This is a genomic window from Paenibacillus sp. FSL R5-0527 (assembly GCF_038008055.1).
Classification (GTDB): domain Bacteria; phylum Bacillota; class Bacilli; order Paenibacillales; family Paenibacillaceae; genus Fontibacillus; species Fontibacillus macerans.
Genome location: NZ_JBBOYI010000001.1, coordinates 5,042,633 through 5,056,743 on the forward strand (window position 1 = coordinate 5,042,633; position 14,111 = coordinate 5,056,743).

Genomic DNA, 14,111 nt, shown 5'->3' on the forward strand with positions numbered 1-14,111 from the left:
TAACGGGGAATAGGGACACAAAACAAATTTCCCTAAATATCCCAGGTGGATGGCGATATCGAAATCAAGCATTCTCCGCCTATATATAGTATACTTTATTATAGGAATTTCTTATAAGAGGGATGATGAAATGGAACTAAGACAACTTCTGTACACGCTGAAAATCGCCGAGGAAAAAAACTTTTCCCGCGCCGCCGACAAGCTGCATATCGCCCAACCCTCCCTCAGCCAGCAGCTGTCCAAGCTGGAGCAGGAGCTTGGCGTCAAGCTGTTTCAGCGCAATACGAGCACGGTGGAGCTGACCTATGCCGGAGCAAGCTTTATTCAGCACGCGCAAAAAATTATGGACGCCGTGGCCCAACTGCGCCAGGAAATGGACGACATCTCCCAACTGCGGGCCGGCCGCGTCGTCGTGGGCAGCATGCCGATTACCGGCTCCCATCTGCTGCCTTACGTGCTGCCCGCCTTCAAAGAAGCTTATCCGGACATCGAAATCACCCTGCTGGAGGATACGTCGCTCAATCTGGAGAAGCTGACGGCCGGCGGCGGCACCGACCTGAGTTTGCTGTCGCTGCCGCTGCAGGAGCCGACCCTCGCTTACGAGCCGATCGGCGAAGAGATCATCGACCTGGCCGTGCCGCCGAATCACCGCCTCGCCTCTTCCGGTGAGGCCAGAAGCGGAGTGAAGCTGGAGCAGCTGCGGGACGAACCGTTTATCGTACTGAAAAAAGGGCAGGGCTTCCGCAAGCTGACGGTCGACCTGTGCCGCGGCGCGGGCTTTGAACCGAACGTCGTATTCGAAAGCAACAACATCGAAACGGTGCAATCGCTGGTCGCGGCCGGGATGGGCATCACGCTTGTTCCCCGCTTTATCGCCCGGGCCAAACGCAGCGAGCTGATCCCGGCTTATCTGCCGCTCGCTGAGCCCGTGCCGAGCCGTACGCTGGTCATCGCCTACCGGAAAGGACGTTATTTGTCCAAAGCGGCGGAGGCTTTTATCGACACGTTCAAGGCGACGATGGAGCAACGCGACGCGGCTTATAATTCGTAGCAGCCCGGGCGGCGGTCGGCGAAAACGGGGATACGTCCGCGAACCTCGTCCACGAGCGGCAGGTCGACGGTTCCGGCGACGATCTCCTCCCCTTCCCCGCCTTCCGCTACGATTTCGCCCCACGGATCGATGATCATCGAATGCCCGAAAAAGTCCGAGCCGCCCCCGCGGCCTACCCGGTTGCAGGCCACCACGTACATCTGATTTTCGATCGCCCGGGCCATCAGCAGCGTGCGCCAGTGATGGAGCCGGGGATGCGGCCATTCCGCGGGGACGAACAGGACCTTGGCGCCCTGCAGGGCCAGCGTCCGGGCCAGCTCCGGAAACCGGATATCGTAGCAGATCGACGCCCCGGCTTTCGTGCCGTCCAATTCAAAAACGACGTTCCGCTCTCCCGGCGCCAAATATTTCTCCTCCTCCATCAGCCGGAACAGATGCAGTTTGGCATAACGGGCCGTCTCTTTTCCCTCGCGATCAAAAACATACATGGCATTGTAAATTTTCCCGTCCCTCTTCTCGGCAATAGAGCCGCCGACGATATGAATGCGGTGTTTTGCCGCAAACGCCGACAGCCACTCCCGCGTCGCCTTGCCTTCGGTGTCGGCCAATTCGTCAATCCGTTCCAAAGCGTAACCCGTGTTCCACATTTCCGGAAGCACGGCCAGATCGAGGTCCGGATGCTCCCGGACCGCCCGCTCCAACAGTTCTTGCATAGCCCTGCGGTTTTCCTCCGGTTCCCCCAGCTTGATATCGCCCTGAACCAGGGCCACCCGCCATTTTCTTTGCTGACTTTGCTGACGCTCCGCCATATCGTTCACTCCTTTAGAGCCATATACCAGATATGATAGCTTGCTGCTTCACGGGTGGCAATAAGCGTCCTTTATTCCCCCTATACACCTCGAAATTCTCATGATAAATTATAAACATTATCATTTTAACCAGACCGGAGAGATCACGATGAAGGAAATCAACGAAACCATCAACCCGTCTTCCATGGCTTTCCCCCTGCCGGTTGCCGATGTCATGCAGGGGCTGCCGACCCAATTTTTCGCGGGCCTTGTGCAGAATGTCAATCAAGAAATCGCGGCGGGCCATGACGTCATTAACTTGGGACAAGGAAATCCCGACCTGCCTACGCCGCCTCATATCGTTCATGCTCTTCAGCAAGCGGCGGAAAACCCGCTTTACCACAAATATTCTCCTTTTAGAGGTTATGAGTTTCTGAAAGAAGCGGTTGCCCGGCGGTACCTGGAGGATTACGGCGTACAGCTTGACCCGGAGCGGGAGGTGGCCATTTTGTTCGGTGGAAAAACCGGACTTGTCCAGCTGCCCCAGATGCTTTTGAACCCGGGGGACGTCTGCCTGGCGCCCGATCCGGGATACCCGGACTACTGGTCCGGCGTGGCCTTGGCCAAGGCGCGGCTGGCCTTTATGCCATTAACGGAGCAAAATGCGTTTTTACCCGATTACAAGGCCATCCCGGCCTCCGATTTGAAGCAGGCAAAGCTAATGTACCTGAATTACCCGAACAACCCGACCGCGGCGACCGCTCCGCTCTCTTTTTATGAAGATACCGTGGAATTCGCCAGCCGCAACCGGATTGTCGTCGCCAGCGATTTCGCCTACGGAGCCATCGGTTATGACGGGCATCGTCCGGTCAGCTTCCTGCAGGCCCCCGGCGCCAAAGAGGTCGGGATCGAATTCTACACGCTGTCCAAAACGTACAACATGGCCGGCTGGCGGGTCGGCTTTGCGCTGGGCAACGCCGAGATCATCTCGCTTGTGAACCTGCTGCAGGATCACATTTATGTCAGCCTGTTCGGCGCGATTCAGGCGGCGGCCGCGGCCGCGCTGACCGGTCCGCAGGACTGCGTAACGGAACTCGCCCGGCGTTATGAGTCGCGCCGCGATGCCTTTTTTCAGGCTTTGGAGCAAATCGGCTGGCACGCCTCCAAACCGCGGGGCTCTTTCTTTAGCTGGCTCCCGGTTCCGAAGGGATTCACCTCCGCCGCGTTTGCCGAATTGCTGCTTCGGGAAGCCAAAGTTGCGGTGGCGCCGGGGATCGGCTTCGGGGAGCACGGCGAAGGATACGTCCGCATCGGACTGCTCAGCGGCGAAGACCGCCTGCAGGAAGCCGCATGGCGAATCGGACGGCTCGGCTTGTTTTAAAATAAGTTAAATTAAAGAAATGGCGGAGCTAGGCAAGTGTGCTGAATTTTTAGGTGATTAAGGAATCCGCGGCGGGGGAGTGATCGCAAGAACTTTTCACACGGCCGCTCCAGCGAAAAGATAAGGCACTAGCATTGCATCAAACCGGACAAGATACATTCATAACCACGAAACTATGCTAACGGTTGCCACAACCGCTATTTGTCCCAAGAACATAGATTTCAAAATTGTAACGATTGCCATAGCGCTTATTTCATGGAAACCCAGCTATTTCCGCTTAGATTCAAGCAAATAACGACGCTCATAACCGTTAGAATTCAGAAAAGGTCTTTTATCGTAAAATAGCGGCTGCAACAACCGTTAGATTTCCGGCGGGCGAATGGATCGGTTCGAAAACCTGAGCTTTTGCGGGAATTCTGCATGTATCAGGGCTACAAATTGTCTTGTGCAAGAAGTAAAATGCAAGGGCTAGTGAACATAAGGACAAAGCAGGGCGTTATTTCGGCGATCCCCCCCCCATTTTGAGCGATATAGAGATACTTTATGCCGCTATTTTCCCCGGCAGCTAGGAAATGTCCGCGTTCTGGGGCCATTCACAGGAAAATAAGAACAAAAAATGTCGTTAATGGGGATGAAGATGCCTGGCTCCCGACAATAAGTACATAAAATGCCGCTATTTTGCTGGCCCAGCCAATGGTGTTCGTCGTTCGGCAGCTCGTCAGTAACACAAGCTTGAACACTAGCTCCAGCCAACGGTGTTCGCCCTTCGGTAGCTGGTTATCAAGCGCCGAATTTTAGTTTGAGCCCCATTTAGCTTTTTTCTTTGCAAAAAAGAAAGTACGGTGGTATCCTAACAGTAATCATATTCATATCGGACATCCATACAAACGCATAGACGGGACCAGTACGAAAGACCGCGGCGCTCCAGAGAGTAAATTCCATCGGCTGAGAGAATTTACATGCTTGCCCTTTCCGAACCCTACCCCCGAGCGGCCGGCCCTAAAGCCGGACAGCGCCCCTGTTACCGGGCAATCCGAGTCGGATGAGAAACCTCATCAATAAAGGTGGTACCGCGGAAGTCACACTTTCGTCCTTTGCGTGCAAAGGCGGAAGTTTTTTTATTTTGCGGGAGAATGCGGAAAAGACCGTTTTTCGCTTGATTAGCGGCTCTCATGTCCGTTACATCCTGCGGCTCGCGCAACCATCCGTTACCCGCACGCACACGTTATTATTCAAGTTTTGGAGGAGTGGTCACCATGCTGCGTCGCATCGTCGTCAAAATCGGAAGCAGTTCGCTGACTTCGTCGGAAGGAGGGTTAAACCGGGACGCCGTCCGTTATTTCGCCGCCGAGCTGGCCGGTCTCATCAGGGCCGGATACCAGCCCCTGCTCGTCACCTCCGGCGCCGTGGCCGCCGGCTTCCGCGAAATCGGCTACCCCGAGCGGCCCAAGCTGCTGCATGAGAAACAGGCGGCCGCCGCGGTAGGCCAGGCGCTGCTCATGCAGGCGTACCGCGAAGCGCTCGCCGAACATCGCGTATCCGCGGCCCAGGTGCTGCTTACCCGCTCCGATTTCCAGAACCGCAAGCGGACGGGCAACGCGAGCATGGCGATCGAAGAACTGCTGCGGCAGGGTGTCCTGCCGATCATCAACGAAAACGACACCGTGTCGCTGGACGAGTTGAAATTCGGTGACAACGACACGCTGTCGGCCTTGGTCGCCAATTTGATCAAAGCTGAGCATCTGCTCATTTTGACGGATATGGACGGGCTTTACACCAAGGACCCGCGCCTTGATCCAAGCGCTACGCGCATTGCCCGCGTCGCCGAAATCACGGGCGACCTGTACGCGATCGCCGGCGGGGCGGGCTCCGCGGTCGGCACGGGCGGCATGCGCTCCAAAATCGACGCGGCCAAAATCGCTTCGATCGGCGGCGTTCCCGTCTTCGTCGGCAAGGTAGGGGAGCCCGGCGATCTGCTGGCGGCGCTGCGGGGCGACGGCCGCGGCACCTACTTCGAAGCGCACGGGTCCGCCCTGCCGCGCAAAAAACAATGGCTCGGCTTCTTCTCCACTCCGTTCGGCACGCTGACGGTCGACGACGGCGCCGAAGAAGCGCTCATCCACGGCGGGCGCAGTCTGCTCCCGGTGGGCGTAAAGTGCGCAACCGGCCACTTTCATACGGGAGATGTCGTGGAAGTCGTCAATCCCGGCGGGGAAGTGCTGGGACGCGGGATCGTCAATTACGACGCCGAGCAGCTGCAGGAAATTCTCGGGCTTCCCAGCGGGGAGGTCATCAAGAAGCTGGAAATCGTCCACCGTCTGGAGGTTATCCACCGGGACGAATGGATTTCGTTAAAATCATAAATCAAAGAATCATAAGGAGGCCTAAAACCATGAGTGAAGTCAGACAAAAAGCCGAGCGGGCCGCCGGCGCCGTATCCGCGCTGAACCGCCTGACGACGGAGCAAAAAAACGAAGCCCTGCTGGCCGCCGCCAAAGCGCTTGTGGACGGCAGCGCCGCGATTATCGCGGCCAACGAGGAAGATTTGCGGCGCGGCCGGGAGAACGGCACTTCTTCGTCGATGCTGGACCGGCTTGCTTTAAACGAGAAACGCATTAAAGACATCGCCGAAGGGCTGCGGCAGATCGTCGCTTTGCCCGATCCGGTCGGAGACGTGCTGGAGACGATCGACCGCCCGAACGGCCTGCATATCGTGAAGAAGCGCGTGCCGCTCGGCGTCATCGGGATCATTTATGAAGCCCGCCCCAACGTGACGGTCGACGCGATGGGACTGTGCCTTAAGACCGGCAACGCGGTCGTGCTGCGCGGCGGCTCCTCCGCCCTCGCCTCCAACCGCAAAATCGTCGAGATCATCCACGAGGCGTTAAGCGTCACCGCCATCCCGGTCGACGCCGTGCAACTCATCGAGGACCCGAACCGTTCGTCCGTCGACGAGATGCTGAAGCTGAACGGGCTGCTGGATGTCATCATTCCGCGCGGCGGCAGCTCGCTGATCCAAACGGTCGTGCAAAACGCCACCGTGCCGGTCATCGAGACGGGCGCCGGCATCTGCCATACGTACCTGGACGCCGCCGCGGACCCGAAAATGGCCGCTTCCATTGCGCTCAACGCCAAAGTACAGCGCCCATCGGTATGCAATTCGATGGAAACGCTGCTCGTCCATGAAGACTTCGCCGCCCGGCATCTGCCCGAATTGGCGGACCGCTTCAAGGAGGCGGGCGTCGAATTAAGGGGCTGCGCAGCCACGAGACGCCTCGTGGCCTGGGCGAATCCGGCAACCGAAGAAGACTATGCGACCGAGTACAACGACTATATTTTGAATGTGAAGGTCGTTCGCAACTTGGAGGAGGCGCTGGATCATATCCGCCGTTTCGGGACCAAACACTCGGAATGCATCGTTACGGAAGACCGGCAAACTGCGAAGCTGTTCCAGCAGGAAATCGACGCGGCCGCCGTGTACCACAATGCGTCCACCCGGTTTACGGATGGCTTCGAATTCGGCTATGGGGCCGAAATCGGCATCAGCACGCAAAAACTGCATGCCAGAGGACCGATGGGCCTGCCTGCGCTGACATCCAGCAAATATATCGTTACGGGGAACGGGCAAATCCGGGAGTAAATCTGCAATAAGCCTGAAAAAAATCCCTGTTAGCCAATATCCATTCTCTACATCAGGAGGTAATTCCCATGAACCCGAACATATCCCTTGCCTCCGCCTCGATTTGCTTTTACGGCGCCGGTTCGATGGCCGAAGCGATCGTGCGCGGACTGATCCATAAAGGCGTCGCCGCCGCGGAGCAAATCGCCATGCTGAACCGCTCGAGCCAGGAACGGCTGGCCTATTTGTCGCAGACTTACCGCGTCACGGCCGCAAACGAGGAAGCCGCCAAACGGCAGCATCTCCGGGAAGCTTCGATCATCGTCCTGGCGATGAAGCCGAAGGATGCCGGGGAAGCGCTTAGCGAACTCGGCCCGATGCTGCGCGAAGGGCAAATGATCGTCTCCCTGATCGCCGGTCTGTCGATTGCGACGATCCAGGCGCTGCTCGGCGGCAACATCCCGGTCGCCCGGACGATGCCGAACACGTCCTGCTCCATCGGCCGCGGCGCCACCGGGATCTCCTTCTCCGCCGAAATGTCGGAGGAGCAAAAAGCGCAGGTCTTGTCCATGTTTCAAGCGGTCGGCATGGTGAGCGTGATTCCGGAGGAACGGATGGAAATCCTGACCGGTGTTTCCGGGAGCGGCCCCGCATATATTTATTACATGATGGAAGCGATGATCGAAGCGGGCATGGAAGGCGGCCTAACGTCCGAGCAGGCGCGAGAGCTAACGGTGCAAACCGTGCTTGGCGCCGCCCTGATGATGGCGGAAACCGGCGAAAATCCGGCCAAGCTCCGGGCCGACATCACTTCGCCGAACGGCTCGACCCAGGCGGCGCTGGAGGTGCTCGAAGCGGGCGGGTTCCGGCCGAACGTGAAAGCCGCGGTGCACCGCGCCGCCGAGCGGTCTTTGGAAATGGGCGAGGCGGTTCGAAAGTCGCTTTTGTAAGCCAAAATTCTGGATGAAGCACGAAGGAGGACGGCCTGGATGAATTTTTCGGACATTCCGTTGGAGGAAAAACAAGCTGCGCTCAGCGAACTGCGCGGCGTCAAGGAGCAGCTTGCCGCCCGCGGCTGGCTTCCGGCCATGAGCGGCAGCTTGTCCGTCCGGGTCGGAAGCTTTGCGCCGGGCAATTATCATTTTGCGGTGACGTCGGGCATGAAAGGCCGGACGAACCTTCCGGCCGAGGAGTTCCTGTTTGTGGACGCCGCCGGAACGCCAAGCGAAGCTACGAAGCTGACGCCCGGCGAAGATGCGCCGGTCCACGCGAAGATCTACCGGATGACCGGCTGCGGCGCGATTCTCCACGTGCACACCGTATTTAACAATGTGCTCAGCGAATATTTCGGCGACGAAGGATTCGTTCCATTGCAGGGCAACGAGCTGATCAAAGCGCTGGGCATCTGGGAGGAGGACGCCGCTGTACGCATCCCGGTCGTGCCGAATTACGCCGACATCGCCGAAATGGAAAGGCGGATTCCCGCCGCGCTCGACACCCGGGTTCCCGGCTTGTTGCTGCGGGGCCACGGCATCTACGCCTGGGGCTCCACCGCGTTCGATGCCGTATCCCGTCTGGAGGCCTTCGAATTTATGTTCGAAGCGTTGTACCGCTCCCTCCTGCTCCCTCCCAAACGCAAATGATCGCACCGAGCAACCTTGCGGCCAGCGAAGCAAAAAGAGGCAATGCGATAAGCAAGCCGAATCCTCATCGCTGCCGCGAGGTTTTTTTGCCTATCACAGGCCTTTATCTTTCAAGAAACTCCGCATAAGCTTTGGCATCCATCAACTTGGAAAAAGCGGCGGCGGGGTCTTCCCGAAGCTGAATCCGCACCATCCATCCCCCATCGTAAGGTTCCTCGTTCACCAGCTCGGGCGCCGTTTCCAACTCCGTGTTGATCTCCAGTACCGTTCCGCTGACCGGCGTAAACAAATCCGCCACCGTTTTGACCGATTCGATCGTGCCGATGCCGTCCTGCGCTTCCACTTCCGTTCCAAGGTCCGGCAGCTCCACAAATACAATATCGCCCAAGCGATGCTGAGCCACGTCGGAAATGCCGATTTTTACCGTTCCGTCCCCCAAATCCAGCACCCATTCATGTTCATCGCTATACCACAGATTTCCCCTAATATTGGCAGACATGCGTATTCCTCCTCTTCCGGATCTTTCTCGTTCAGATTATTCCAAACCTAGCTGTAGTGTCAATATTACTAACATAATTTATAGATTCAAAAAATGAAAGCGTTGCATAATACAAAAATAAAATATTTTTTATATTTTCATGATAAGTTTATTGACATATTTCGCGGTTTTGAGTATTAATGTAGATGTAATCAGCGGTTGAAGGCAGAGGGAGAGATTACAATTCCAGGCAATTGTAACGCCGAAGGAGCAAGCCGTTGCGGAAGCGGTGAATCTCTCAGGCAAAAGGACCTCTGCCGGACGCGTCTCTGGAGAGAATTCGTCTTTATCGACAGAAGGCGGATCACCCAAGGGGAAACCTGCTTTTTCAAAAATGCCGGAGCGCAAGATGACCGGTGTTTTGCCGCAGGGTAACTCTCAGGTACAAAGGACAGAGCCCGGGAATATCCGATTCGTTTGCCGGTCGGAATTTCTTGGCCTGTCTTTTTATTTTTTCATGATATGTGCAGGTAAAATACGGCCCACCGCGGCCAAACGAGGTGATGAAATGTCCGAACCCGTAGAACCCCTATTGCAACGAACGCCGCTATACTCTTGTTACTCCCGGTATGAAGGCGTGCGCTGCATCGATTTCGGCGGCTGGGAGCTGCCGGTGCAGTTCAGCGGCATTCAGAAGGAACACGAGGCCGTGCGCGAGCGGGCCGGCTTGTTTGACGTATCGCATATGGGCGAGTTTTACGCCGAGGGTCCCGGAGCGGGAAGTTTTTTGCAGCGGATGACGACAAACGACGTGAGCCTGCTGGGGCCGGGAAAAGCCCAATACACCCTGCTCTGTTATCCGGACGGGGGCGTTGTCGACGATCTGCTGGTGTATAAACGGGACGAAGGCAAATACATGCTTGTCGTCAACGCCGCGAACATCGCCAAGGATTGGGAATGGCTGCGCCGGCATCTGCCCGCCGAGGGCGTCAGTCTCTGCAACGTTTCCGCCGCCACGGCGCTGCTGGCGCTGCAGGGACCGCTGGCCGCCTCCATCCTCTCTCCCCTGTGCGAAGGGTATGATCCCAGCGTTATGCGCCCCTTCACGTTTAAACCCGCGGCCCGGGTCTGCGGCATTAAAACGCTGCTCTCGCGCACCGGCTATACCGGCGAGGACGGGTACGAGCTTTATGTTGCCGCGGAAGACGCCCCGGCCCTTTGGGACGCGCTGATGCGGGCCGGCGAGCCTCGCGGACTCGTGCCGGCGGGGCTCGGCGCCCGGGATACGCTGCGCTTTGAAGCCGGCCTTCCCCTCTACGGGCAGGAGCTGTCGCCGAGCATTTCGCCGCTGGAAGCCGGCCTCGGCCGGTTCGTGAAGTGGGACTCCGGCCCGTTTATCGGGCGCGAGGCGCTGCTCAGGCAGCATGAAGAAGGCGTACTGCGGCGGCTGGCCGGTCTGGAGATGATCGACCGGGGCATTCCGCGCGCGCATTATCCGGTGTTTGCGCCGGGCACCGAGGACCCCATCGGTGAAGTAACCACGGGCACGCAATCGCCGACGTTCAAAAAAAACCTCGGCCTGGCGCTGATCGCCGGCGCCCACGCGGCGGCCGGCACCGTGCTCGAGGTGGAAATCCGCGGCAAACGGCTGAAAGCCAAAGTCGTCCCCCTGCCGTTTTATCGCCGAAACGCATCCGCCAAGCCGTGAAAGGAGTACGAGAAACTTATGATAAAACACCGTTATTTGCCGCTGACCGAACAGGACCGGGCCGAAATGCTGGAAGCGATCGGCGCGCCTTCGCTCGAAGCGCTGTTTCAGGATATTCCCGAGGAGATCCGCTTTAAAGGCGCGCTGCCGGTTTCGCCGCGGCTCGACGAATACGCCTTAACCCGGCACATGTCCGCGCTCGCCGCGCGCAATGCCGACACCGACCGTTACGCCAGCTTCCTCGGCGCGGGCATTTACGATCATCATATTCCTTCCGTCGTCCAACACGTCATTTCCCGCTCCGAATTTTACACCGCATATACGCCGTACCAGCCGGAGATCAGCCAGGGCGAGCTGCAGGCGATCTTTGAGTTCCAGTCCTACATCTGCGAGCTGACCGGTCTTAAGGTGGCCAATGCCAGCATGTACGACGGAGCGACGGCACTTGCTGAAGCCGGCTCGCTGGCTGCGGCCGCCACCCGGCGCAAGCGGCTGGTCGTGGCCCGGACCGTTCACCCCGATGCCCGCGAGGTGCTGGCGACTTACGCGCGCGGCCTGAATCTGGAGATCGCGGAGGTCGGCTGGGAAGCGGGCGTTACCGACCGTAAGGCGCTGGAGACGGCTATCACGGAAGACACCGCCGCCGTGCTGGTGCAAAACCCGAATTTCTTCGGTTCCCTCGAAGATATCCGCGCCATCGGCGAGCTGATCCATGCGCGCGGAGGCCTCTTGATCGTCAGCTGCAACCCGCTGTCGCTGGGCCTGCTGGAAGCGCCGGGCAAGCTGGGCGCGGATATCGTCGTCGGCGACGCGCAGCCGCTGGGCATCGCGCCTTCCTTTGGCGGCCCGACCTGCGGATTTTTCGCCGTGGCGGACAGCTACATGCGGCGGATGCCCGGGCGGATCGTCGGGCAGACGACCGACCGTAACGGCAAGCGCGGGTTCGTGCTGACCCTGCAAGCCCGGGAGCAGCATATCCGCCGCGAAAAAGCGACCTCCAACATTTGCTCCAACCAGGCGCTGCTCGCCCTCGCCGCGTCTGTGTATATGTCGCTGATGGGCAAACAAGGCATGGCCGAGGTCGCGGAGCTGAACCTGCAAAAAGCGCATTACGCCAAAACACGCCTGGCTTCCATCCCGGGCGTAGGCCTCCCCTTTCCGGCCCCGGTTTTTAATGAATTCGTCATCCGGCTGCCGGAAGGCGCCGATCCGCAGCGGCTGCAGCAAAAGCTGCTCGAGGCCGGATTTATCGGCGGATTTGATCTGGGGCGCAGCTACCCCGAACTCGCCGGACATGTGCTGATCGCCGTGACCGAAAAACGCAGCAAAGCGGAAATCGACCAATTCGTCAGTGTAATGGAGGAATCGATATGCGCGAAATAAATGAAACCAAGCCGGAGGAATTGCTTATTTTCGAACGCAGCCGGCCCGGAAGGATCGGTTATTCCCTGCCGGAATGCGACGTCCCCGCCGTGCCGAAGGAAGAGCTGGTGCCGCCGGAAATGCTGCGCCGCGAGGGGCTTTCGTTCCCGGAAGTGTACGAGGTCGATGTCGTGCGCCATTATACCGCCTTGTCCCGCCGCAATTTCGGCGTTGATAACGGGTTTTATCCGCTTGGCTCCTGCACGATGAAATACAACCCGAAAATCAACGAGGATGTGGCCCGTTATCCCGGCTTCGCCAAAATTCATCCATATCAGCCGGAGGAAAGCCTGCAGGGCGCGCTGGAGCTGATGTACCGGCTGCAGCGGGATTTGGCCGGGATTACCGGCATGGACGAGGTCACCCTGCAGCCGGCCGCCGGAGCGCATGGGGAATGGACGGGCCTGATGATGATCCGCGCCTATCACGAAAGCCGCGGCGAGAAGCGGACGAAAGTGATCGTGCCGGACTCCTCGCACGGCACCAATCCGGCCAGCGCTGCGGTCGCCGGCTTTGAGACGGTGACCGTCCCTTCGAACCAGCGCGGCATGGTCGATCTGGACGCGCTGCGGGCGGCCGTCGGCGAAGATACCGCCGCCCTTATGCTCACCAACCCGAACACGCTTGGCCTGTTCGAGCAGCAAATCGTGCAGATCGCCGAAATCGTCCATGCCGCCGGCGGCCTGCTGTACTATGACGGCGCCAATTCGAACGCCATTATGGGGATTACGCGGCCCGGCGACATGGGCTTTGACGTCGTCCACCTCAACCTGCACAAAACGATGAGCACGCCGCATGGCGGCGGCGGTCCAGGCGCAGGTCCGGTCGGCGTCAAAAAGCGGCTCGCGCCTTTTCTCCCCGAGCCGACCGTCGTCCTGGACGAATCCGGCCGTTACGCCATCCGCGGCCGGCGTGCGGAGGGGGCGGCAGGCTTCGCCCCGTTGGTAGGCACGGAAAACCCGCCCGGTTCGGTTAGTTCCGTTGGTTCGGTTGGTTCGCTCGGCTCGGCTGGCTCGGTTGGTTCAATTGGTTCGCCTAGTTCGCCTGGCTCGGTTGGTTCGATTGCGCCTGGTTCGCCCGGATCGGCTGGCTCGGTTGGTTCAATTGGTTCGCCTGGTTCGCCTGGCTCGGTTGGTTCGATTGCGCCTGGTTCGCCCGGCTCGGCTGGCTCAGTTGGTTCCGACGGCCCGTCCGTCTCTCCGACTTCTGCCGCCTTCGTCGGCTCGCCCAGCCCAGCCCCCGAAGGCAACTCGCCGGGTACACAAGGCTCAGCCTCCATCGGCCGGGTCAAAGCGTTTTACGGCAATTTCGGCATTCTCGTCCGCGCTTACGCCTATATCCGCAGCTTGGGCCCGGAGGGACTCCGCCAGGTTTCGGAAAACGCCGTGCTGAACGCCAACTATATGATGAAACGCCTGGCTCCTTATTACGAGATGCCTTACGAGGATCAGCCGTGCAAACACGAATTCGTCATGTCCGGCAGCGGGCTGGCCCAATACGGCATCCGCACGCTTGACGTCGCCAAGCGGCTGCTGGACTTCGGCTACCACCCGCCGACCATCTATTTTCCGCTGAACGTCGAGGAATGCATTATGATCGAGCCGACGGAGACCGAAAGCAAGGAAACGCTGGACGGGTTTATCGATTGTATGATCGCCATCGCCAAGGAAGCGGAGACGAACCCAGGTCTCCTGCTGAACGCCCCGCACACTACGCCGGTAACGCGCCTGGACGAAACCGGGGCCGCCCGGAAGCCGGTGCTGAACTGCGCCTGCGGGTAACGGAAACCAATGAACGACACACCAAATGCAAAAGTGCAGTTGATTTTCGCCAAAAAGCCCCAAAACAGCTGATCAAGTGCAAAAGTGCATTTCATTTTCGGATAGTATGCTAAAATTCACCAATTTAAGCCGAATTAACTGTACTTTTGCATTTCAACCGCTCAAATATGGGAATTTACGACAGATGAAATGCACTTTTGCATTTCCTTGCAATAAGTCGTAACAACCAGGGAACAAAGA

General features: G+C 58.6%; 12 protein-coding genes and 2 riboswitches. Of the genes, 9 read left to right on the plus strand and 3 right to left on the minus strand.

Features of this window, described 5'->3' with window-relative positions:
• Positions 1-130 precede the first annotated feature (130 nt).
• Positions 131-1,051: a LysR family transcriptional regulator gene (locus NYE69_RS22240; RefSeq protein ID WP_213511092.1), complete on the plus strand. Its 921-nt coding sequence runs from the start codon at positions 131-133 to the stop codon at positions 1,049-1,051.
• On the opposite strand, the gene NYE69_RS22245 is transcribed toward NYE69_RS22240, so the two are convergent.
• Positions 1,039-1,860, minus strand: coding sequence for a carbon-nitrogen family hydrolase (locus NYE69_RS22245; RefSeq protein WP_340927987.1), 822 nt, complete (start codon positions 1,858-1,860; stop codon positions 1,039-1,041). The two genes, NYE69_RS22240 and NYE69_RS22245, sit on opposite strands and share 13 nt — an antisense overlap.
• A 184-nt stretch (positions 1,861-2,044) precedes the next feature.
• On the opposite strand from NYE69_RS22245, the gene NYE69_RS22250 reads away from it, so the two are divergent.
• Entirely contained in the window at positions 2,045-3,220 is a 1,176-nt protein-coding gene (locus NYE69_RS22250) for a pyridoxal phosphate-dependent aminotransferase (RefSeq protein WP_340930485.1), read from the plus strand.
• A 1,021-nt stretch (positions 3,221-4,241) separates the two neighbouring features.
• Here NYE69_RS22250 and NYE69_RS22255 read toward each other — a convergent pair.
• Positions 4,242-4,394 (minus strand): hypothetical protein, encoded by a 153-nt coding sequence (locus NYE69_RS22255; RefSeq protein WP_340927988.1) that lies wholly within the window; start codon positions 4,392-4,394, stop codon positions 4,242-4,244.
• Between the two features lie 82 nt (positions 4,395-4,476).
• On the opposite strand from NYE69_RS22255, the gene proB reads away from it, so the two are divergent.
• The 4 genes from proB to mtnB all read left to right on the plus strand — a co-directional run bounded on the left by proB (position 4,477) and on the right by mtnB (position 8,482).
• Positions 4,477-5,583: a glutamate 5-kinase gene (gene proB, locus NYE69_RS22260; RefSeq protein ID WP_340927989.1), complete on the plus strand. Its 1,107-nt coding sequence runs from the start codon at positions 4,477-4,479 to the stop codon at positions 5,581-5,583.
• A 29-nt stretch (positions 5,584-5,612) separates the two neighbouring features.
• Complete coding sequence (locus NYE69_RS22265) at positions 5,613-6,860, plus strand: glutamate-5-semialdehyde dehydrogenase (protein ID WP_340927990.1); 1,248 nt, start codon at positions 5,613-5,615, stop codon at positions 6,858-6,860.
• 68 nt (positions 6,861-6,928) lie between these two features.
• Positions 6,929-7,789 (plus strand): pyrroline-5-carboxylate reductase, encoded by an 861-nt coding sequence (gene proC, locus NYE69_RS22270; protein WP_340927991.1) that lies wholly within the window; start codon positions 6,929-6,931, stop codon positions 7,787-7,789.
• A 39-nt stretch (positions 7,790-7,828) separates the two neighbouring features.
• On the plus strand, positions 7,829-8,482 hold the full coding sequence (gene mtnB, locus NYE69_RS22275) for a methylthioribulose 1-phosphate dehydratase (protein WP_340927992.1): 654 nt from the start codon (positions 7,829-7,831) through the stop codon (positions 8,480-8,482).
• Between the two features lie 103 nt (positions 8,483-8,585).
• Here mtnB and gcvH read toward each other — a convergent pair whose 3' ends face one another.
• Positions 8,586-8,981 (minus strand): glycine cleavage system protein GcvH, encoded by a 396-nt coding sequence (gene gcvH / locus NYE69_RS22280; RefSeq protein ID WP_340927993.1) that lies wholly within the window; start codon positions 8,979-8,981, stop codon positions 8,586-8,588.
• 198 nt (positions 8,982-9,179) lie between these two features.
• A riboswitch (glycine riboswitch) is annotated at positions 9,180-9,284 on the plus strand.
• 3 nt (positions 9,285-9,287) lie between these two features.
• Positions 9,288-9,417: riboswitch (glycine riboswitch) on the plus strand.
• A gap of 111 nt (positions 9,418-9,528) precedes the next feature.
• On the opposite strand from gcvH, the gene gcvT reads away from it, so the two are divergent.
• From gcvT to gcvPB, 3 genes are read left to right on the plus strand one after another with little or no spacing between them, the layout of a single operon-like run.
• On the plus strand, positions 9,529-10,668 hold the full coding sequence (gene gcvT, locus NYE69_RS22285; protein ID WP_340927994.1) for a glycine cleavage system aminomethyltransferase GcvT: 1,140 nt from the start codon (positions 9,529-9,531) through the stop codon (positions 10,666-10,668).
• A gap of 18 nt (positions 10,669-10,686) precedes the next feature.
• A complete protein-coding gene (gcvPA, locus tag NYE69_RS22290; protein ID WP_340927995.1) occupies positions 10,687-12,051 on the plus strand; it encodes an aminomethyl-transferring glycine dehydrogenase subunit GcvPA in 1,365 nt (454 codons plus the stop codon).
• The gene (gcvPB, locus tag NYE69_RS22295; RefSeq protein WP_340927996.1) at positions 12,039-13,871 is read left to right on the plus strand and encodes an aminomethyl-transferring glycine dehydrogenase subunit GcvPB; all 1,833 of its coding nucleotides are present in this window, start codon (positions 12,039-12,041) and stop codon (positions 13,869-13,871) included. Before gcvPA ends, gcvPB begins: the two co-directional genes overlap by 13 nt.
• The last annotated feature ends 240 nt before the right edge of the window (positions 13,872-14,111 follow it).